Below are 19,221 nucleotides of genomic sequence, written 5' to 3' on the forward strand. Positions count from 1 at the left end.
ATGATCACCGATCCGGAGCTCGGCGAGGAATGGAAGACCGAGGCCCTGGAGCCGGCCCGGTCGGCGGACCGGACCGCTCCGGATGAGCGGTCGACGGGCGGTCCGGGCCCGCGGTCGTGGCTGTGGGCGCTGGGCGGCGTCGTGGCCGCATCGGCGGTGTGGGGCGGCGGGCTGTACGCGTTCGGGGACCGGGCGGCCGAGCCGGAGATCTCCTACCGGGCGTCGAAGAACCTGTGCCAGGACTTCAAGGCCCGGGCGCTGAGCGGGATCACCGGTGACATGCACAACAAGAAGCCGGTGAACCTCGAGGGCGACCACCCGGCCGTGTACGCGGCGCGGTGTGGCCTGGAGAACGCCGGAAAGGACGGGGTGGCCCCGGACTTCGACGTGGTCGCCCAGGTCGCCCTGCACAAGAAGACCGATCCCTCGGCCGAGTTCGACGCACCGGACCTCCGCACCATGGCCTACGCGGGCGGCGTGCGCACTGCGGCGGTGCCGGACCTCGGGGAGCGTGCCGTGATGCATGTGATGTCCGGCGACAGCTGGCTGATCCTCAAAGTGCTGGACGGCGGCGCGGTGTTCACCGTCGAGGCGGGCGCACGCACCCTCGCGGAGACGAACGGCCGACCCGCCACCGACGTCGACGCGGTCCAGGCGGCGATGATCGAGGACATGCGTGAGCTGATGTCGGCGTTGAAGGGGCAGGGGCGGCGATGATCACGGAGCCGGAGGTGTACGGGGACGGGGAGTCGGCGCGACCGGCCGAGGTCGTGCAGGACACCGTCGTGCGCGAGGCGCGGGCGCCGGGCCGGCCGTGGCGGTGGGTGGTGGCCGCGGTGGTGGCCACCTCCGCGCTGTGGGCGGGCGGGCTGTACGCCTTCGGGGACCGGATGGCCGAGCCGGAGATCCGCTACCGGGTCACGGACGACCTGTGCGGCCAGTTCAAGGCCCCGACCCTGGACGTGGTGCTCGGTGGTCTCGCGGACCCCGCACCGCAGGCGGGCAGCCGGCATCCGGCGCTGGACTGGGCGTCGTGCTCCCGCAGCAGCGACAGGCCCGCCTCCAGCGGGAGCATTTACGTCGCGGCCGTGGTCGAACTGCACAAGAAGACCGACCCGAAGGCGGAGTTCGCCGCCAATGCCCCTGATGCCCGGTGGTTCGTCAGCGGCGACGGCGGGTGGGAGTCGGTGCCCGGTCTCGGGGAAGAGGCCCTCGTCACCAGTCCCGGGGCCGGTGGCAACATCCGGCTGCGGGTCCGTGACGGCGGCGCGGTGTTCACGATCGGCGTGACGTTCCTCGAACCGGACGGCGAGTCCGACCCCGCGGTGGATCCTCTGCCGCACCCGGACCGGGAGGCCCTGGTGGCCGCGGCGGCCGAGGACGCGCGGGCGCTGATGGCCGCGCTGCGCACGGGCTGACAGCACAGGGCCCCGCGACCGGAAACGGTCGCGGGGCCCTGTGTCGTCGTACGGGGTGCCGTTACTCGGCGGCGAGGGCGGCCTCGGCGTCGAGGGTGACGGCGACGGCCTGGATCACGGAGGCGATCTTGAAGGCCTCCTGGATCGTCTCGCGGTCGACGCCCGCCTTGCGCAGGACCTGCTCGTGCGAGTCCAGGCACTGGCCGCAGCCGTTGATCGCGGAGACCGCGAGCGACCACAGCTCGAAGTCGATCTTCTCCACGCCCGGGTTGCCGATGACGTTCATCCGCAGGCCCGCGCGCAGCGTGCCGTACTCCGGGTCGGAGAGCAGGTGCCGGGTGCGGTAGAAGACGTTGTTCATCGCCATGACCGCGGCGGCGGACTTGGCGGCGGTGTACGCCTCCGGCGAGAGGTTCGCCTTCGCCTCGGGCTCCAGCTCACGCAGGACGATGGCCGAGCGGGCGGCGATCGCGCAGGACAGGACGGTGCCCCACAGCTGCTGCTGCGGGAGGTCGCTGTTGCCGATGACCGAACCGAGGTTCAGCTTCAGGTCCTTGGCGAAGTCCGGTATGGCCGACTTCAGGGAGTCGAGGGACATCCGTCACTCACCGGCCAGCAGCGCGCCGGCGTCGATGGTGGCCTCACCCTTGTTCCAGTTGCACGGGCACAGCTCGTCGGTCTGCAGGGCGTCGAGGACCCGCAGGACCTCCTTGGGGTTACGGCCCACGGAACCGGCGGTCACCATCGAGAACTGGATCTCGTTGTTCGGGTCCACGATGAAGACGGCGCGCATCGGGAGGCCGTCCTCGCCCAGGATGCCCAGCTCGGTCGACAGCTCGCGCTTGATGTCGGACATCATCGGGAAGGGCAGGTCACGCAGGTCGGCGTGGTCCTTGCGCCAGGCGTGGTGCACGTACTCGGAGTCGAGCGAGAAGCCGAGGATCTGCGCGTCGCGGTCGGCGAACTCCTCGTTCAGCTTGCCGAAGGCGGCGATCTCGGTCGGGCACACGAAGGTGAAGTCCAGCGGCCACGCGAAGATGACCTTCCACTTGCCCTCGTAGGTCTTGTGGTCGATCTGCGCGAACTCGGCTCCGGCCTCGAGCGAGACACAGGCGGTCAGGTCGAAGGCGGGGAACTTGTCACCAACAGTGAGCACGCGCTCTCCTTATGCAGTGGAAAATAACCCTTTTGGGGGTTTTCCGATGGGGTTGGACGTATCTCACATGCTGACACACCTGCATTGATTACAGAAATAGCTACTCTTGTGCCGGGTGATCGGAGGTACCTATCAGTGGCTGTCAGTAGTAGGGGAACGAAGCAACCGACGCTCGCGCAGTTGCGCGCCTTCGCGGCGGTCGCCGAGCACCTGCACTTCCGGGACGCCGCCGCGGCCATCGGGATGAGCCAGCCCGCGCTCTCCGGATCCGTCTCCGCCCTGGAGGAGACCCTGGGGGTGCAGCTGCTGGAGCGCACCACCCGCAAGGTGCTGCTCTCCCCGGCGGGCGAGCGGATCGCGGCCCGCGTGCAGGTGGTCCTCGACGCCATGGGCGGGCTGCTGGAGGAGGCCGAGGCGGTACGGGCGCCCTTCACCGGAGTCCTGCGGCTCGGGGTGATCCCCACGGTGGCGCCGTACCTGCTGCCGACCGTGCTCGGACTGTTCCACCGGCGCTACCCGCGGATGGACCTCCAGGTGCACGAGGAGCAGACCGCCTCGCTGCTGGAGGGCCTCGGCGCCGGACGCCTGGACCTGCTCCTGCTCGCGGTGCCGCTCGGGGTCCCCGGGGTGACCGAACTACCCGTCTTCGACGAGGACTTCGTCCTGCTCGCACCCAGGGAGCACGCGCTGGCCGGGCGCCGGGACATCCCGCTGGAGGAACTGCGCGGACTGCAGCTGCTGCTGCTCGACGAGGGGCACTGCCTGCGGGACCAGGCCCTCGACATCTGCCGGGAAGCGGGCCGGACGACCGGTGCGGACGTCACGACGACCGCCGCCGGGCTGTCCACCCTCGTACAACTGGTCGCCGGGGGACTGGGGGTGACGCTGTTGCCGCGAACCGCGCTGCGGCTGGAGACCGCCCGCAACGAGTACCTGTCCACCGGGTACTTCGCCGAGCCCGCCCCCTCCCGGCGGATCGCCCTGGCCATGCGCACCGGAACCGCCCGGCAGGAGGAGTTCAGGGCGATCGCCGCCGAGCTGCGCGAAGCCGTCCGCCCGCTCCCGGTCTGGCCCACCGACTAGGCCGTCTCTTCCGGATCTTGTACGCCGCGGGCCCGGCAAGATCCGGACGAGACGGCCTAGGGGGAAGTCGGGACGCCGGGGCCTCGCCGGGAGCGGGCGGACGGGTCAGTGGCGTACGGGGTCACTCCGTGCGCAGGCCGTCCGGGCGCATCAGCCGCAGCAGCGGCGGCAGGCTGAGCAGGGTCACCACGACCACCACACCCGCTCCGGCCGCCGTCATCCCGAGCACCGACGCCCAGTCGATCCGGACCGGCTGGGCGGCCATGCCCATCAGGACGGCGCCCAGCCCCACCCCGACCCCGGCCGCCGGCACCAGGCCGAGCGCGATCGGCACGGCCGTCTGCCACAGCACCGACAGGCTCAGCGTGGAGCGCTTGGTGCCGAAGGCGACCAGGGAGGACAGCAGCCGCCGACGCTCGCGCAACTGCTCCAGCTGGGAGACGAGCAGGCTTCCGCCGATCAGGACCAGTACGGCGGTGGCGCCGAAGAACAGCCCCGTGCGGATCGAGGAGTAGCCGGCGGCCTCCTTGGTGTCCCGCAGGGTCATCGCCGTGACGAAGGGGTCCGCCTTGAACACGGCGTTGCGCGCCCGGTCCAGGGCGTCCGGACGGGACTCGTCGACCTGGACGTAGATCCGCGCGTCCGGGAAGTCGCCGATCTCCTTCGGCGCGGCCGACGGGGTGACCAGCAGGCCGCTGCGCAGCTCCCCGGTGGGGTCCGGCCGGCTGGGGACCGTACGGGCGCCGGCCGGGACCTGCCACTTCGCCGGGGCGGGCCGGTCGGCCGTCCCGGTCCCGGACCCGTACTCCCGGACGTTGCCGACGAACAGCTCGTCACCGGGCTTCGCCGTGGCTCCGTAGAGACCCTGCCCCTGCGTGACCGGTGCGGGGGAGCCGGTCAGTACGAAGGCGTCGCCTTCCGTGCAGGAGTCGAGCACCGCCACCTCACCGAGCGCGTCGCAGGTGCCGATGGTCACCTGGACCGTCTCCTCCGTCGCGGGCACCTGGTGGGCGGCCTGCGCGGAGGTCAGCGGCACGGCCCGGGTGACGCCCTGCATGGCGGTGATCCGCTGCGCGAGGTCGTCCAGGTCCGTCTGCGTATCGCGGTTCACCATGACCGCGACGGCGGCCCGGCCGGGATCCTGGCCGGTCGACCGGGTGTAGTCGCCCTCGACGCCCGCGAAGAGCATCTGGAGGGCGATGGCGCCCGCGACGGCCACGGCGATGCCGTTGACGAGGCGGGCGGCGGCGCCGCTGTTGACCTGCAGCCGGCGCACGGCCAGCTGCCAGGAGACCGGGCCGCCGGACAGCTTCGCGACGAACCGTTCCAGCAGCCAGGGCAGCAGCACGGTGACCCCGACCAGCAGCAGTACGACACCTCCGCCGACCTGCCACTGGTTGAACCTGCCGTGGTCGTTGCCGCGGCCGCCCAGGGGCACGAGCAGGCCGAGCCCGACCAGCGGGAGCAGCAGCCGCCACCAGATCCGGCGCCGGGAGGGCCTGGCCGTACGGACGACGCCCAGCGGCTCGATGACCACGCTGCGCAGCGCGAACAGCGTCACGGCCACCGCCGCCGCGGGCACCGCGAGGGCGACCAGGACGGCGAGCCAGGGCGCCGGGTCGAGGTCGGCGGGGAAGACGCTGCGCTGCTGGAGGCTGACGCTGCCGACCAGGGAGCGGCCGACCACGAAGAAGCCGCTGCCCAGCACCAGTCCGACCAGGGAGCCGGCCAGCGCCTCGCCGGCCGCGATCCGGCGCACCGTCCGGCTGTCGGCGCCGACCAGCCGCAGCGCGGCGAGCCGCCGGTCGCGCCGGTCCCCGCCGAAGCGGACGGCGGTGGCGATGAACACGGCGACGGGCATCAGCAGGGCGATGAACGTCACGACGACCATCAGCATGAGCACGGGGTCCAGGCCCTCGCGGTCCGCGTCGTAGCCGAAGCCGGTGACGCGCTCGACGCGGTAGTCCTCGGGGCCGTTCTTCAGGAGGGTGTCGCTGCCCAGGTAGAAGAGCAGTTCGCCGGGACCCACCAGCCCCGGGTCGCCGACGACCTCACTGACCCGCGCGTCGAGCCGCTCGCGCAGCAGGGCGCCGTCGGGGGACTTCAGCAACGCGTCGAGCGCCGGGGAGAGGGCCATCTCGCCCGGGCCGGGGATCCGCGTCAGACCGGGCGGCAGCGGGGCGTCCGGGCCCTCGGCCCGGACCACGTGCCCCTCGATGTCCTTGTGCCGGTACGTCTGGCCGATGCGGGCGATCAGCAGGGTGCCGGGTCCGGGGGCGTCGGCCCGCTCGGAGCTCATCGTCGACCGTGCGTCGCCGCGCTCGTACCGGGCGGCGAGCGCGCCGGGGATGGCGGTGCTGATCAGCAGCAGTGCGACGCCGAGCCCGACGCCGACGCCGGTGAGCAGGGTGCGGATCCACCCCTCACGGCCGCCGCCGAAGGCGAAGCGGGCGCCCATGCCGAGGTCGCGGGCCCAGACCTGGAGACGGCTCATACGATCCGCTCCATGTCACGGGATTTGCCGTCGCGTACGACGATCTCGCGGTCGGAGTAGGCGGCCACGCGCGTCTCGTGCGTCACGAGGACGACGGCGGCGTTCGCGGACCGGGCGGCCTCGGTGAGCAGCTGCATGACGAGTTCGCCGTTGAGGGAGTCGAGGGCTCCGGTGGGCTCGTCGGCGAAGATCACGCGCGGGTCGGTGACGAGGGCGCGGGCGACGGCCACGCGCTGCCCCTGGCCGCCGGATATCTCGCCGGGCCGCTTGGCGCCGAGGTCCTCCACCTGGAGCTGCTCCATCCGGTGCAGGGCGGTGCGTTCGGCCTCCTTGCGCTTGACGCCGGTCAGGCGCAGCGGGAGGGCGACGTTCTCCACGCAGGTCAGCTCCGGTACGAGCTGGCCGAACTGGAAGACGAAGCCGAACGCGGTGCGGCGCAGCTCGCTGCGCTCGGCGTCGCTCATGGAGGTGAGCTCGCGGCCGGCGTAGGTGATGGAGCCGGAGTCGGGCGGGACGATGCCCGCCAGGCAGTGCAGCAGGGTCGACTTGCCCGAGCCGGAGGGGCCCATGACGGCGACGACCTCGCCGGCGTGGATGGAGAACTCGGCGCCGTCGAGGGCGTTGGTGGTCCCGTACGCCTTGCGCAGGTCCGTGGCCGCGAGGAGCGAGCCGGCCGGGGTCATCGGCCCACCTCCTTGGCGAGCTGGTCGAGACGGGCCGCGGTGAGCTCCAGCCACCGCAGGTCCGCCTCCAGGTGGAAGAGGGCGTGGTCGCACACGAGCTGGTCGGCGATGTCCCCCTTGCGCTTGCGCTGGGTGAGGATGCGCATGAGGCGCAGGTGCTCGGCGCGCTGGGTGTCCAGCAGCTCGTCGGCGCGGCGGCCGGTGAGCAGGGCGAGGACGACCTTCGTGTAGAGGGTCGAGTGGAGATAGGGCTCGGGCTTCTCGGGCTGCGCGAGCCAGGCTTCGACGTCGGTGATGCCGGCGTCGGTGATGGCGTACCGCTTGCGGTCGGGGCCGCCGCCGCTCTCTATCCCGTCGACCTCGACGAGGCCGTTCTTCAGGAGGCGGGACATGGTCGAGTAGACCTGCCCGTACGCGAGGGGGCGGTCGTGGCCGAACTTCTCGTCGAAGGCGCGCTTGAGGTCGTAGCCGTGGCGCGGGCCGGCCTCTAGGAGGCCCAGGAGGGTGTGACCGATGGACATGACCCCGACTCTACACCGTGTGTATACGCGGAGTGTATAGAGGGCGGGAGGAGGGTCGGGCCTCACGGAGGGGCGGACGGGGAACGGGTGGGCGGGGCCGGAGCCGGGGCCGGGAACGCCGCACGCCCGGTGGGCCGGGTCACCGGCCCACCGGGCGTGGCGGGGTCATTCCGTGGGCTTGGGGGGCCGTCCCCGGCGGGGGATGGGGCCGGGGGCCGAGGGGAGGCGGCCGGCCTCGGCGAGGGCCCGGCGGAGCAGGAACTCGATCTGCGCGTTGGCGCTGCGCAGTTCCTCGCCCGCCCAGCGGGCCAGCGCGTCGTACACCTGCGGATCGAGCCGCAGCAGCACCTGCTTGCGTGCCTGCCGACCCGCCGGCTTCTCCTCGCCGCCGGGGGTCACTGGTAGAGGGTCCCCGTGTTGACGACCGGCTGGGCGGCGCGGTCGCCGCACAGGACCACCATCAGGTTCGAGACCATGGCCGCCTTGCGCTCCGGGTCCAGGTCCACGATGTCCTGCTCCGCCAGCCGGGTCAGTGCCAGTTCGACCATGCCCACCGCGCCCTCCACGATCTGCTTGCGCGCCGCCACGACCGCGCCCGCCTGCTGGCGCTGGAGCATCGCGGAGGCGATCTCCGGAGCGTACGCGAGGTGCGTGAAGCGGGACTCGATGATGTGCACACCGGCCGCGTCGGCGCGGTCGCGCAGTTCGGCCGACAGCTTCTCGGTGATCTCCTCGGCGTTCCCGCGCAGCGACAGGCCGCCCTCCTCGTGCGCGTCGTAGGGGTACTCGATGGCGATGTGCCGGACCGCCGCCTCGGCCTGGGTCTCGACGAACTCCGTGAAGTCCTCGACCTCGAAGGTGGCCCGGGCCGTGTCCTCGACCCGCCACACCACGACCGCCGCCAGCTCGATCGGGTTGCCGTAGGCGTCGTTGACCTTCAGGACGGCCGTCTCGTGGTTGCGCACCCGGGTGGAGATCCGCTCGCGGGAGGTCAGCGGGTTGGCCCAGCGCAGCCCGTCGGTGCGGATGGTGCCCCGGTAGCGGCCGAACAGCTGGACGACCCGGGCCTCACCCGGTGCCACCGTGTTCAGCCCGCACATCGCCAACGTGGAGGCGAGGCTCAGGAGTACGCCGAGGGCTATCAGGGCCGCCTTGACCCCGACGGCCGTGGCCACCGCGCCGGCCACGATCAGGCCCGCACTCGCCAACAGGCCCAACAGACCGAGCAGCAGTGCCAGTCCGCCGCCGACGCTGCGCGCGGTGAACTCCCGTACTCCGTCAGGGGTGGCGTTTTCGTTCGTCATGGTTTGCCCCGTTTCTCAGCTCACGGCCGGTCGGACCGTCTAGCAAAGTGATATCACTTTTTTGCGCTACAGCAACCCTTCCGCTTAGGTGGGCGTCGGTTCCCATGACGCGGGTGCTGATTCTCACGTCCGAAATGACCGTAATTAGTCATGGTTGGCCAACTTTTGTCACAGCCTGCGGTGTTAGCTTTCTGAGCTGACGTCGGGGGGGAAATCGAGCGGAGCGGGAGCGATGGGCCGAGCAGAAGTGCGTAAGGCGCAGCAGCAGCGCGGTGCGCGGCGTGCGCCGAGCGGACGCGCGCAGGGCACCGAGGGAAGCGGAAGTACCGGCAAACGCACCGGCATACGCCGCTTCTTCACCTGGAAGAAGATCCTGGGCACGTTCTTCGGGCTGGCCCTGCTCGGCATGGGCGCGCTGGTCGCCCTGTACTTCTATGTGGAAGAGCCGGACCCCAACAAGCAGGCGCTCCAGCAGAGCAACGTCTACAAGTACTCAGACGGCACGATCATGGCCAGCAAGGGCAAGGTCAACCGCGAGATCCTTGCGATCGACAAGATCCCGATGGACGTGCAGGAGGCGTTCATTGCGATCGAGAACAAGTCCTTCCGCAACGACCAGGGTGTGGACTTCAAGGGTCTGGCCCGCGGTCTGTGGAACACGGCCACCGGGCGCGGCAAGGCCGGCGGCTCCACGATCACCCAGCAGTACGTCAAGAACTACTACCTGACCCAGGATCAGACGGCGAGCCGCAAGCTCAAGGAGCTGGTGATCTCCCTCAAGGTCGACCAGCGCATGAAGAAGCCCGAGATCCTCGCCGGTTACCTGAACACCAGCTACTTCGGGCGCGGCGCGTACGGCATCCAGGCGGCCGCCCAGGCCTACTACGGCGTCGACGTCGGCCAGTTGACGCTGGAACAGGGCGCCTACCTCGCCACCCTCGTCCAGGCCCCCAGCCAGTACGACTGGTCGACCGCCAGCGATGACACCAAGAAGCGGATCATGATCCGCTACAACGCCACCTTCGTGAACATGGTCGAGAACGGCAAGCTGGACGAGGCCAAGCGCCAGACGCTGAAGTTCGCCGAGCCGATCCCGCCGCAGCCGCCGATGGGCATGGACGGCCAGAAGGGCTACCTGGTCCAGGCGGCCGAGGCCGAGCTCAACGCCCAGGGCGTCGAGCGGAAGCTGATCGACGCCGGTGGCTGGACGTTCACGCTGAACATCGACCCCAAGAAGCAGGAAGCGCTGGAGAAGGCCGTCCAGGACGAGCTGGAGTCCAAGCTCGACCGCAAGGACACCAAGGGCAAGCCCCAGGACCAGAGCGTGCAGGCCGGCGCCACCTCGGTGGACCCGAAGACCGGCGCGATCGTCGCGATGTACGGCGGCACGAGCCTGAAGGACCACTGGTCGAGCAACGCCCTGCGCAAGGACTACCAGCCGGGCTCGACCTTCAAGCCGATCGTGCTCGCCTCCGCGCTGGAGAACGGCGCGAAGACCCAGGACGGCAAGCCGATCACGCCGAACGCGCTCTACGACGGCACCAGCAAGCGGCCGGTCGTCGGCAGCGACATCCCCTTCGCCCCGCAGAACCAGGAAGACCGCAACTTCGGCACCCCGATGATGACGGTCCAGGAGGCGACCAACTTCTCGGTCAACTCCGTCTACGCGCAGATGATCGTCGACGTCGAGCCGCGCAACGTGAAGAAGACGGCCCTGGCCCTCGGCATGAAGGACCGTGAGGGCTGGCCCGAGGACAAGCCGGCCATGTCGCTCGGCACCATGAGCGCCAACACCGTGGAGATGGCCGGCGTCTACGCGACGTTCGACAACCACGGCAAGAAGGTCACGCCGACCATCATCAAGAAGGCCGAGCACAAGGACCGCGAGGTCGCGCCGGCCCAGCCCGTCGGTTCCCAGGCCATCAGCCGCAAGACCGCCGACACCGTCACGAAGGTGCTCACGGGCGTCGTCAACGACGAGGGCGGCTCCGGCAACAAGGTCCGCAGCAGCGCCTACGAGGCCGCCGGCAAGACCGGTACCACCGAGAACAACGTCTCCGGCTGGTTCTCCGGGTTCACCCCGGAGCTGGTCACCGTCGTCGCGATCTTCGGCGAGGAGCCCGTCACCGCCAAGCAGGTCACGCTGACCGGTACGGCCGGCCTCGGCCGATTGGGCGGTTCCAGCTTCCCGGCCTCGATCTGGAAGGCGTACACGCTCGCCGTCCTCAAGGGCAACGCGGGCAAGTTCCAGCTGAGCGAGGCGGAGATGGGCGCCGTGCAGACGCCGTCCCGCAGCGCCTCGCCGACGCCGTCGACGTCGCCGTCCTCCAGCTCCCCGACGGCCAGCACCAGCCCGACACAGTCCCCGACGACATCCCCGTCGCCCACGGCGACCAAGACGGCCCCGACGTCGCCGGCCCCGACGACGACGACGTCCCCGTCGCCCACGGCGACCAAGACCGGCGGTCCCAAGCCGCCGGACCCGCCGCTGGTGCCCGAGCGCTAGTCCCCGCCGGCAGATGACAGACCGCCGCCCCGCAGCCTTGGAAGGCTGCGGGGCGGCGGTCTTTCCGTCGTCGCGCGATCAGCGCCGCTCGGGCGTCCCCGGCAGCGACAGTTCGAACCAGACGACCTTTCCGCTGCTGAGCCGCGTCGCACCCCAGCGCCGGGCCATCCGGTTGACCAGGAACAGGCCGCGGCCGCCCTCGTCGGTGTCCCGCGCCCGGCGCTGGCGCGGCAGCTGCGGCGAGTCGTCACCGACCTCGCAGCGCAGTACGTCCGTACGCAGCAGGCGCAGGGTCACGGGCCGCTCCGCGTACCGGACGGCATTGGTGACCACCTCGCTGACCAGCAGCTCCAGCGAGTCCTCGAGCTCCTCCAGGCCCCACCGGGCCAGCGCCCGGCGGGCGAACCGGCGGGCCCGGCCCGGGGCGGTCTCCTCCGGGTCCAGGAACCAGTACGCGACGTCGCTCGGCGCGATCCCGTCGAACCGGGCCGCGAGCAGCGCGATGTCGTCGTCCCGGTCGCCCGGGCCGAGCATGTCCAGCACGTCGTCGCAGAGGGCCTCCAGCGGCGGCGGGTGGTCCAGGCCGGTCAGCTGGGCGGTGGTGGCGAGGCGCTCGCGGAGCTGCTCGATACCGGTCCACACGTCCCGCAGGCGCGACTCCACCAGGCCGTCGGTGTAGAGCAGCAGGGTGCCCCCGGCGGGCGCGTCCAGCTCCACGGCCTCGAAGTCCACGCCGCCGACGCCGATGGGGGCGCCGGGGGGTACGCGGAGCACCTCCGCGCGGCCGCCCAGGTGCAGCAGCACCGGCGGCGGATGGCCGGCGTTGGCGATGGTGATCCGGTGCGCGACGGGATCGTAGACGGCGTACAGGCAGGTGGCCATGCGGTCGGAGCCGAGGCGCTGCGCCTGCTCGTCCAGGTGGTGCAGCACCTCGGCGGGCGGCAGGTCCAGCTGCGCGAGGGTCTGCGCGGTGGTGCGCAGCTGGCCCATGATCGCGGCGGAGGTCATGGAATGGCCCATGACGTCACCGACGACGAGCGCGACGCGGCTGCCGGGCAGCGGTATGGCGTCGTACCAGTCGCCGCCGACCCGTGCCGTCTCGGCGGCGGGCAGGTAGCGGGAGGCGAGCCGCACGCCGGTGGGCTGCGGGAGGCTGTCGGGCAGCATGGTGCGCTGCAGCTCGTCGGCGATGTACGCCTCACGGCCGTACAGGACCGCCTTGTCGATGCCGAGCGCCGTGTGGGTGGCCAGCTGGGCGGCGACCAGGAGGTCGTTCTGCTCGAAGGCGGGCCGCTCGGGGCTGCGCAGGAAGACGGCGGCGCCGATCACCCGGCGGCGGCCGCGCAGGGGCGCGAGGACGGCCCGGTTGCCGCGCGGCAGCGGGTGGTCCACGCCGAGCAGCTCGGGCAGCGCGGCCCGGGCGGCGGCGGAGGACCCGAAGACGGGCCGTACGCCGCGCAGCACCTCGGCGAGCGCGCCGCCGGGCCGGATCTCGCACAGCTCGGCCGCGGGCAGGTCACCCTGCGGGCCGACCAGCGGCAACTGGCTGAAGTCGAGCTCGCCGGTGGCCCCCGCGGCCCCGGCGAGGTCCATCCCCGCGCCGATGGTGCTGCTGATGTCCGTCAGGTCGTCGATCGGCCGGAGCCGGTCGGTGCGCCGGAGCCTTAAAACGACCGGGCCGACGGGCCGCTCGTCGCCGACCGGGAGCGGGTCGCGCAGATAGACGAGGATGGCGTCCGAGAAGGTCGGCACGGTGGCCCGGCACAGCCCCAGCACGATCTCGTCGAGGTCGATGCCGCGGGCGATCCGCCGGGTGGCGGCGCCGACGAACCGCAGCCGGTCCCCCTCGCGGCGTGCGGCGGTCGCCTCCCCGGAGGGTACGGCGCCCCCGCCACCCCCGTGGCGTCCGGCTCCGCCGTCACCGCCCGTGATCGTGCCGGCCGGCGGGCCGTCGCCGTCATCGGTCATGTCGTCACTCCCGCCGCGCGGGCGCGGCGCCTCGGCGGGACCATCGTGCCCGGCCGCCCCGGCCGACGCGTCGAGGGCGCTCGCACCGGGCCGCGGACGGGCCGCGCCCCGGCCGGGCTCGGCCGCGGCCGGTACCTCGCCGGAGGCGGCCGCGTTGCGGCGGGGCCGGGGGAGCCCGGCGCCGCCGCCCGCGCCCGCCGCGGAGCGGGCCGCGCGCGCGTCGGAGGCCGCGGCGGCGCTGCCGCCCGGCTCCGGGCCCGTGCCCGGCGCATGCGTGCGTACGGCCTCGGTGGCGGCGATGGGCGCCTTGCCGTGGCCGGGCTCGTCCGTACCTCCGCCGGAGGCGACGGGCTGCGGGCCCTCCTGGGAGGTGGGGTACTCCGTCACGCGTGGATTTCCGTCCGTTTGCGCTCGATGTGCGCTGCACTCAACTCGGTCAGTCGCGGTATACCCGCTCAGCGGCCCGGGCACCATCACCCCGAGGTTCCTGCCCCAAACTTCTCTCCCAACCTCCGGCCGGGAGGCGCCCCTGACGGACCCCCGCCCCCTCGTCGCCTCTCGTCGTGCGTCCGACCTCCGGTCAGATCCCGTGTGCGGAGCGGCACTTGCGCGGTGGTACGGCGACCGCACCGTTCCGCGCGCGTGACCTCGTGGAGGACGATCCTACGTTTGAACCCTGGGGGCGCATCAAGGGTCTCATGAGGTCATATGCGCCGGGGTGATGTCCCAGTCATCCGGAAGGGCCGGAATCCTCCAGGCCGGATCCGGCCGCCAGTCCTCCCAGCCGCCGGAGAAGGGGACTCCCCATTCCTCGATCACCCCGACCGCCGCGCGGCCCGCCTCCCTCACCCGGTCGGCCTGCTCACGGTCCATCAGGCCGCACCGCTGCGCCTGCGCGAACTCGTCCTCGTCCAGCCACTTCCAACTGCGGTCCGGGTAGACGGCGATGTCCAGGAAGTGGTCAACGGAGTCCACTCCGCCGGCCCAGCGCGAGCGCGGCTCCTCCAGGTTGACGTACCAGTTCTTGAACTGCCAGCCGGGGCCCCAGAACAGCCACACCGACCAGGAGTCCCCGGGCCGGGCCAGTTTCAGGACACCGCCGCCGAACCATCGCGACCGTACGGTCGTGCGCGGCGCCGTGTAGCGGGTGGCGAGCGGTTCCTCGTGGACGGAGGTGCCGTCGGCGAGGACCGGCTTGACGCATTCGGTGCCGGGGGCCATCCACACCGCCAGCAGCTCGTCCGTGTCCTGGACCACGGTCACCGGGCGGCAGATGTGGACCGGGCCCTTCAGTCCCGGGGCGTGATCGCGGTAGCGCCAGAGGATCTGCTCCCCGGGTGCCCAGCGCGGACCCCGCGCGGTGCCCCGCGGCGCGCTCCGCGCCGCGGAGTTCCCGGGCTTGAAAGTACCTGTCATGCGCAGATCTTAGGGCGGGGGTCCCCGCGCCCGCTGCGGCGCAGGTCACCGGGGGGTTCGGCGATGACAATCGACCGGATCCGGCCCCCGTCCGCGGGTGCGGTCGGACGGGTCAGGGATGCGTCATGCGCAGGACGTCGAGGGCCTCGTCGAGCTGCTCCAGGGTGAGGGCGCCGCGCTCCACGTACCCGGACTCCAGGACCACCTCCCTGATCGTCTTGCGCTCGGCGAGGGACCTCTTGGCGACCTTGGCGGCCTCCTCGTAGCCGATGTAGCGGTTCAGCGGGGTGACCACGGAGGGCGAGGACTCGGCGTATTCCCTGGCCCGGGCCTCGTTGGCAGTGATCCCGTCGATCGTGCGGTCGGCCAGCAGGCGGCTCACGCTGCCGAGCAGGCGGATCGATTCGAGGAGGTTCCTGGCCATCACCGGGAGCATCACATTCAGCTCGAAATTGCCGGCCGCGCCCGCCACGGCGACGGCCGCGTCGTTCCCCATGACCTGTGCGGCGACCATCAGGACGGCCTCCGGCACCACCGGATTGACCTTCCCGGGCATGATCGAGGAGCCCGGCTGGAGATCCGGGAGATTGATTTCGGCCAAACCGGTGCGCGGTCCGGAAGCCATCCAGCGGAGGTCGTTGGAGATCTTGGTGAGGGAGACGGCGATCGTGCGGAGCATTCCGGAGGTTTCCACGAGGGCGTCCCGGGCCCCCTGCGCCTCGAAGTGGTCGCGGGCCTCGGTCAGCGGCAGCCCCGTCGTGGCGGCGACCTCGGCGATCACCGCGGCGGAGAACCCGGGCGGGGTGTTGATGCCGGTGCCCACCGCGGTGCCGCCCAGCGGCAGCTCGGCCAGCCGCGGCAGGGCCGCCCGCAGCCGCTCGACGCCGTAGCGGATCTGGACGGCGTACCCGCCGAACTCCTGGCCGAGGGTGACCGGGGTGGCGTCCATCAGATGGGTCCGCCCGGCCTTGACGACCTGGGCGAACTCGGCGGCCTTGCGCTCCAGCGCGGCCGCCAGGTGCTCCAGGGCCGGGATCAGCTCGCCGGTGACGGCGGCGGTGGCGGCGATGTGGATGGACGAGGGGAACACGTCGTTGGAGCTCTGCGAGGCGTTGACGTGGTCGTTGGGGTGGACCTCGCGGCCCAGGCGCTCGGTGGCCAGGGTGGCGATCACCTCGTTGGTGTTCATGTTGGACGAGGTCCCGGATCCGGTCTGGAAGACGTCCACGGGGAAGTGGTCGTCCCAGCGGCCGTCCGCGACCTCGTCGGCGGCGGAGCGGATCGCGTCGGCGGTGTCCTGGTCCACCACTCCGAGCTTCGCGTTCACCGCGGCCGCGGCGGCCTTGATCCGGGCGAGCGCCTCGATGTGGGCGCGCTCCAACCGCTGCCCGGAGATGGGGAAGTTCTCCACCGCGCGCTGGGTCTGGGCACGCCATTTGGCGTGCCGGGGAACCCGTACGTCACCCATGGAGTCGTGCTCGGTCCGGAACGCGTCGGCCTGCTGGTCATCCGTCATTTCTGTGACCTCCTCAAAAAGTTGAGCAATCGTCTTGTTCGAAGTGTTCCCAACTCGCCTACCGGCCAGTAAATACCGGGGGTAACACCCACTTCCGGGGAGGCGTTCCATGGCACGTTCCCGTACGAGACCCATGCTCAGATCTACCTTCGCCGCCGCCCTGGCGATCGCGGCCGCCCTGGGTGGTGTCACCGCCGTCACCCCCATGGCCCAGGCGGCACCCGCCTCCGGCTCCGTCGCCGTGCCGCTGTCGCCCGAGCTGGAGGCCATCCGGGCCGCAGAGGCCACCAAGATCTACGGCGATCCTGCCGTACGTCCGCTGAACGAGCGCAAAACAGGCTTGATCTCGCTGGGCGACAGCGAGATTTCGGGCGAAGGCGTCGGCAACTACGACCCCGCGACCAACACGCCGAACAACCAGTGCCACCGCTCGCCGGACTCGGCGATCCACCGCACCGGCATACCGGCCGACCTGACCTTCAACGTCGCCTGCTCCGGCGGCTACACCGGCAACATCAGGATCGGCGGAGCCAAGCAGTACGCCGACGAGCTGGTGCAGAGCGACAACCTGGCCGTCAAGGCGCGCAACACGAAGATCAAGATGGTCCTGCTGGTCGCCGGGGCCAACGACGACCTGCAGTTCGGCCCGGTCATGACCGACTGCGTGACCCGCTGGGTGCTCAGCCAGGGCACCTGCGAGCCCAAGTACGGGCCCGGCTGGCAGGCGCGGGTCGACGGCCTGAAGCCCAAGGTGGAGGCCACGGTCGCGGACCTCAGGACCGTCATGCGCGACGCCGGCTACGCAGACTCCGACTACAAGCTCGTCGTGATGGGCTACCCCAGCCCCATCGGGCCCGACTTCTACGACAACCCGAACTTCCCCGGCAAGCTGCCCGGCGGCTGCGCCGGCTACGACTCCGACGCCGCCTGGGGCCGCAACTACGCGGTGCCCGCCTTCGAGAAGGGCATGCGCGCGGCGGCCCTCGCCTCCGGCGCGGTCTACCTGGACAACTCGCGGCTCTTCCACGGCCACGAGGTCTGCATGGAGGACACCTGGGCCCGCGGCCTCTACCTGGACCTCGGGGACCACTTCCCGTGGGACGAGAACACCGCCCGCCAGTCCTTCCACCCCAACTACCGCGGCCACGGCGCCTTCGCGTCGTGCCTGACCCAGCTCTACGACTCGGGCCTGCGCGAGGCCTCCTGCGCCGACCCCGCGAGCACCGGGACGCCCGTCCTGCAGGCCGGGGCCTGGGACGACACGTACAAGGCCCTCAGGAACGAGGCCACCGGCAACTGCCTGGACTCCTTCGGCGGCGCCAGCGCGAACGGGACCAGGATCGTCGGATGGGACTGCCACGGCGGTCGAAACCAGGGCTGGTGGTACGACGGCGTCCGCAGGTCCGTCCACATCGAACTCACCCAGGACCGCTGCCTCGACGCCCCCGGCGCCAACTACGGCCCCGGCACCGGCCTGATCATCTGGAACTGCCACGGCGGCGCGAACCAGCAGTTCGTCCGCGACGGCGCCACCTTCCGCCCCGCCGCCGCCCCGGGCATGTGCCTGACGGTGGCCGCCGCCCACGAGCCGCTGCGCCTGCAGACGTGCAACGGGTCCGCCGACCAGCGCTTCGTGTAACCGCCCCGCACCCGCAGACCCCCCGCGCCCGGCCGGCGCACCCCGGCCGGGTGTTTCCATGCCGGGCGCCCGATGCCGTGCAGACGTTCTCGTGTTCGGCGAACGTATGTCCGCTGATCGGAGGGGGTGTTGTGGCAGGGTGACCGTGGCCCCCGGCCTCCGGTGGGCGCCGACCCGATGCCCCGCTCCCACGTAAGGGTGAGTCCGATCCTCGTAGCAGTCGCAGCCCTCCTCCTGGCCCTCCCGGCCGGTGCCTTCCTCCTCGTCAAGGTGGTGCACCTGCTGGCCACCCGAAGACCGGGCATGAGCCGCGGCGCCGTCGGCCCCTGGGTGGAATGGGCCTTCGCCTGCCTGGGCATCGCCGTCCTCGCCTATGCCCTCGGCGGCCTTGGCGGCATCAACTCCCGCCCCACGCGGCCCTGTCTCGCAGAACAAGCCGCGCAGTTCGGCCCCCAGTCCTATCGGACGCCCGACGCCGACATAAAGATCACCTCGCGGTACTTCCCCCTGTCGACGGTGTGCACGTTCCCGGGCGGCCCCAGCGTCGAGCTCGTCCCGGTGTGGACCAACCCCCTGATCGTGGCCGCGCTGGCCGGCGTCGCCGCCTGCGGGGTGGGTGCCGTACGCGCCGGCTCCTCGTCGAGGTCCTCGCGCACCGCGGGGCAGTGGGCCTGACCGGCCCCGGCCCCGGCCCCGGTTTCCGTCCCGGGGCCCGCGTCAGCGGCCCTCCAGCTGCTCCCGCACCTGCCGGGGCCGGTTGGTGATGATCGTGTCCACGCCGAGCCGCAGGCACAGCTCCACGTCCTGCGGCTCGTCCACCGTCCACACCCGCACCGACAGCCCCTTCGCCTTCAGCCGGGCCACCAGCCCCGGATCCTTGCGCACCAGGTCGATGCCCGGCCCGGCATGCCCCGCGAACGGCGGCCGGAGCGGCCGCAGCCGCCGCTCGATCAGGTAGACGGCCGGCAGGCCGGGCGCGAGCCGGTTCAGCCTGATCAGGGCGTTGCGCGAGAAGCTCATGACCTCGACCAGGCCCGCCCGGCCGTCGGCCAGTCCGTGGTCCTTCAGGACCCGTACGAGCTCGGCCTCCAGACGGCCGCCGGCGCGGGTGGGGTGCTTGGTCTCCACGGCCAGCCCGACGGGCCGGTCGGCGGCCAGCGCCTCCTTCAGGAGGTCCTCGAAGAGGAGCACCTGCGCCCCGCGGTGCTCCGCGCCCTTCCAGCCGCCGAAGTCGAGCGCGGACAGCTGCGCGTAGGTCATCTCGGAGACCACCCCGCGCCCGTCGGAGGTCCGCTCCACCCGCCGGTCGTGGACACACACCAGCTTGTGGTCGGCGGTCAGGCGTACGTCGCATTCGAGCGCGTCGGCCCCGTCGGCGATGGCCTGCCGGTAGGCGGCCAAGGTGTGCTCGGGGTGCTCGTCGGAGGCCCCGCGGTGGGCGACCACCCGGACGGTGCGGGCGGTGGCGGGGAGCATGGACTGCCGGTTCATGGGACAGACGTTATCCGGATGCGTGG

General features: G+C 71.7%; 17 protein-coding genes. 6 read left to right on the top strand and 11 right to left on the bottom strand.

All coding sequences use genetic code 11. The features are described 5' to 3' along the window. Nucleotides 1–717 carry a hypothetical protein gene (locus JYK04_RS26830; RefSeq protein WP_189732930.1) on the top strand — a complete coding sequence of 239 codons (717 nt, stop codon included), beginning with the start codon at nucleotides 1–3 and terminating at the stop codon, nucleotides 715–717. Continuing rightward, complete coding sequence (locus JYK04_RS26835) at nucleotides 714–1,418, top strand: hypothetical protein (protein WP_189732928.1); 705 nt, start codon at nucleotides 714–716, stop codon at nucleotides 1,416–1,418. Before JYK04_RS26830 ends, JYK04_RS26835 begins: the two co-directional genes overlap by 4 nt. Nucleotides 1,419–1,479: 61 nt before the next feature. Here the strand turns inward: JYK04_RS26835 and JYK04_RS26840 are convergent, their stop codons facing one another. Both JYK04_RS26840 and JYK04_RS26845 read right to left on the bottom strand, forming a co-directional pair. Next, nucleotides 1,480–2,016: an alkyl hydroperoxide reductase gene (locus JYK04_RS26840; protein ID WP_189732926.1), complete on the bottom strand. Its 537-nt coding sequence runs from the start codon at nucleotides 2,014–2,016 to the stop codon at nucleotides 1,480–1,482. Nucleotides 2,017–2,019: 3 nt separating this feature from the next. After that, the gene (locus JYK04_RS26845; RefSeq protein ID WP_189732924.1) at nucleotides 2,020–2,574 is read right to left on the bottom strand and encodes a peroxiredoxin; all 555 of its coding nucleotides are present in this window, start codon (nucleotides 2,572–2,574) and stop codon (nucleotides 2,020–2,022) included. Between the two features lie 135 nt (nucleotides 2,575–2,709). On the opposite strand from JYK04_RS26845, the gene JYK04_RS26850 reads away from it, so the two are divergent. Further along, the gene (locus JYK04_RS26850) at nucleotides 2,710–3,657 is read left to right on the top strand and encodes a hydrogen peroxide-inducible genes activator (RefSeq protein WP_189732922.1); all 948 of its coding nucleotides are present in this window, start codon (nucleotides 2,710–2,712) and stop codon (nucleotides 3,655–3,657) included. Nucleotides 3,658–3,778: 121 nt separating this feature from the next. On the opposite strand, the gene JYK04_RS26855 is transcribed toward JYK04_RS26850, so the two are convergent. The 5 genes from JYK04_RS26855 to JYK04_RS26875 form a co-directional block, all read right to left on the bottom strand. Next, entirely contained in the window at nucleotides 3,779–6,151 is a 2,373-nt protein-coding gene (locus JYK04_RS26855; RefSeq protein WP_189732920.1) for an ABC transporter permease, read from the bottom strand. Then, on the bottom strand, nucleotides 6,148–6,834 hold the full coding sequence (locus JYK04_RS26860) for an ABC transporter ATP-binding protein (protein ID WP_189732918.1): 687 nt from the start codon (nucleotides 6,832–6,834) through the stop codon (nucleotides 6,148–6,150). Before JYK04_RS26860 ends, JYK04_RS26855 begins: the two co-directional genes overlap by 4 nt. Continuing rightward, on the bottom strand, nucleotides 6,831–7,355 hold the full coding sequence (locus JYK04_RS26865; RefSeq protein WP_189732916.1) for a PadR family transcriptional regulator: 525 nt from the start codon (nucleotides 7,353–7,355) through the stop codon (nucleotides 6,831–6,833). Before JYK04_RS26865 ends, JYK04_RS26860 begins: the two co-directional genes overlap by 4 nt. Before the next feature lie 165 nt (nucleotides 7,356–7,520). After that, nucleotides 7,521–7,754 (bottom strand): type II toxin-antitoxin system antitoxin, encoded by a 234-nt coding sequence (locus tag JYK04_RS26870; RefSeq protein ID WP_030010967.1) that lies wholly within the window; start codon nucleotides 7,752–7,754, stop codon nucleotides 7,521–7,523. Continuing rightward, entirely contained in the window at nucleotides 7,751–8,659 is a 909-nt protein-coding gene (locus JYK04_RS26875; protein WP_189732914.1) for an SPFH domain-containing protein, read from the bottom strand. The genes JYK04_RS26870 and JYK04_RS26875 overlap by 4 nt, the downstream gene beginning before the upstream one ends. Before the next feature lie 232 nt (nucleotides 8,660–8,891). Between JYK04_RS26875 and JYK04_RS26880 the strand changes: the two genes are divergently transcribed. Beyond that, entirely contained in the window at nucleotides 8,892–11,165 is a 2,274-nt protein-coding gene (locus JYK04_RS26880) for a transglycosylase domain-containing protein (RefSeq protein WP_189732911.1), read from the top strand. A 78-nt stretch (nucleotides 11,166–11,243) separates the two neighbouring features. Here the strand turns inward: JYK04_RS26880 and JYK04_RS26885 are convergent, their stop codons facing one another. The 3 genes from JYK04_RS26885 to JYK04_RS26895 all read right to left on the bottom strand — a co-directional run bounded on the left by JYK04_RS26885 (nucleotide 11,244) and on the right by JYK04_RS26895 (nucleotide 16,065). Continuing rightward, nucleotides 11,244–13,520: a SpoIIE family protein phosphatase gene (locus JYK04_RS26885; RefSeq protein ID WP_189732909.1), complete on the bottom strand. Its 2,277-nt coding sequence runs from the start codon at nucleotides 13,518–13,520 to the stop codon at nucleotides 11,244–11,246. Between the two features lie 309 nt (nucleotides 13,521–13,829). After that, the gene (gene fomD / locus JYK04_RS26890; protein WP_189732904.1) at nucleotides 13,830–14,549 is read right to left on the bottom strand and encodes a cytidylyl-2-hydroxypropylphosphonate hydrolase; all 720 of its coding nucleotides are present in this window, start codon (nucleotides 14,547–14,549) and stop codon (nucleotides 13,830–13,832) included. Nucleotides 14,550–14,661: 112 nt separating this feature from the next. Beyond that, on the bottom strand, nucleotides 14,662–16,065 hold the full coding sequence (locus tag JYK04_RS26895) for a class II fumarate hydratase (RefSeq protein ID WP_189732902.1): 1,404 nt from the start codon (nucleotides 16,063–16,065) through the stop codon (nucleotides 14,662–14,664). 109 nt (nucleotides 16,066–16,174) lie between these two features. On the opposite strand from JYK04_RS26895, the gene JYK04_RS26900 reads away from it, so the two are divergent. Together JYK04_RS26900 and JYK04_RS26905 are read left to right on the top strand one after the other, a co-directional pair. Then, nucleotides 16,175–17,704, top strand: a complete 1,530-nt coding sequence (locus JYK04_RS26900) for a ricin-type beta-trefoil lectin domain protein (RefSeq protein WP_189732900.1) — start codon at nucleotides 16,175–16,177, stop codon at nucleotides 17,702–17,704. Nucleotides 17,705–17,902: 198 nt separating this feature from the next. Further along, nucleotides 17,903–18,379 carry a hypothetical protein gene (locus JYK04_RS26905; protein WP_189732898.1) on the top strand — a complete coding sequence of 159 codons (477 nt, stop codon included), beginning with the start codon at nucleotides 17,903–17,905 and terminating at the stop codon, nucleotides 18,377–18,379. Between the two features lie 42 nt (nucleotides 18,380–18,421). Here JYK04_RS26905 and JYK04_RS26910 read toward each other — a convergent pair whose 3' ends face one another. Continuing rightward, complete coding sequence (locus JYK04_RS26910; RefSeq protein WP_229874965.1) at nucleotides 18,422–19,195, bottom strand: glycerophosphodiester phosphodiesterase; 774 nt, start codon at nucleotides 19,193–19,195, stop codon at nucleotides 18,422–18,424. Nucleotides 19,196–19,221: the final 26 nt, after the last annotated feature.

Origin of the sequence: Streptomyces nojiriensis (genome assembly GCF_017639205.1) — a bacterium.
GTDB classification, from domain to species: Bacteria; Actinomycetota; Actinomycetes; order Streptomycetales; family Streptomycetaceae; genus Streptomyces; species Streptomyces nojiriensis.

Coding starts and splice junctions, on each gene's coding strand:
- JYK04_RS26830 (WP_189732930.1), top strand. CDS start 1: ATGATCACCGATCCGGAGCTCGGCGAGGAATGGAAGACCGAGGCCCTG.
- JYK04_RS26835 (WP_189732928.1), top strand. CDS start 714: ATGATCACGGAGCCGGAGGTGTACGGGGACGGGGAGTCGGCGCGACCG.
- JYK04_RS26840 (WP_189732926.1), bottom strand. CDS start 2,016: ATGTCCCTCGACTCCCTGAAGTCGGCCATACCGGACTTCGCCAAGGAC.
- JYK04_RS26855 (WP_189732920.1), bottom strand. CDS start 6,151: ATGAGCCGTCTCCAGGTCTGGGCCCGCGACCTCGGCATGGGCGCCCGC.
- JYK04_RS26860 (WP_189732918.1), bottom strand. CDS start 6,834: ATGACCCCGGCCGGCTCGCTCCTCGCGGCCACGGACCTGCGCAAGGCG.
- JYK04_RS26865 (WP_189732916.1), bottom strand. CDS start 7,355: ATGTCCATCGGTCACACCCTCCTGGGCCTCCTAGAGGCCGGCCCGCGC.
- JYK04_RS26875 (WP_189732914.1), bottom strand. CDS start 8,659: ATGACGAACGAAAACGCCACCCCTGACGGAGTACGGGAGTTCACCGCG.
- JYK04_RS26880 (WP_189732911.1), top strand. CDS start 8,892: ATGGGCCGAGCAGAAGTGCGTAAGGCGCAGCAGCAGCGCGGTGCGCGG.
- fomD (WP_189732904.1), bottom strand. CDS start 14,549: ATGACAGGTACTTTCAAGCCCGGGAACTCCGCGGCGCGGAGCGCGCCG.
- JYK04_RS26895 (WP_189732902.1), bottom strand. CDS start 16,065: ATGACGGATGACCAGCAGGCCGACGCGTTCCGGACCGAGCACGACTCC.
- JYK04_RS26900 (WP_189732900.1), top strand. CDS start 16,175: ATGGCACGTTCCCGTACGAGACCCATGCTCAGATCTACCTTCGCCGCC.
- JYK04_RS26910 (WP_229874965.1), bottom strand. CDS start 19,195: ATGAACCGGCAGTCCATGCTCCCCGCCACCGCCCGCACCGTCCGGGTG.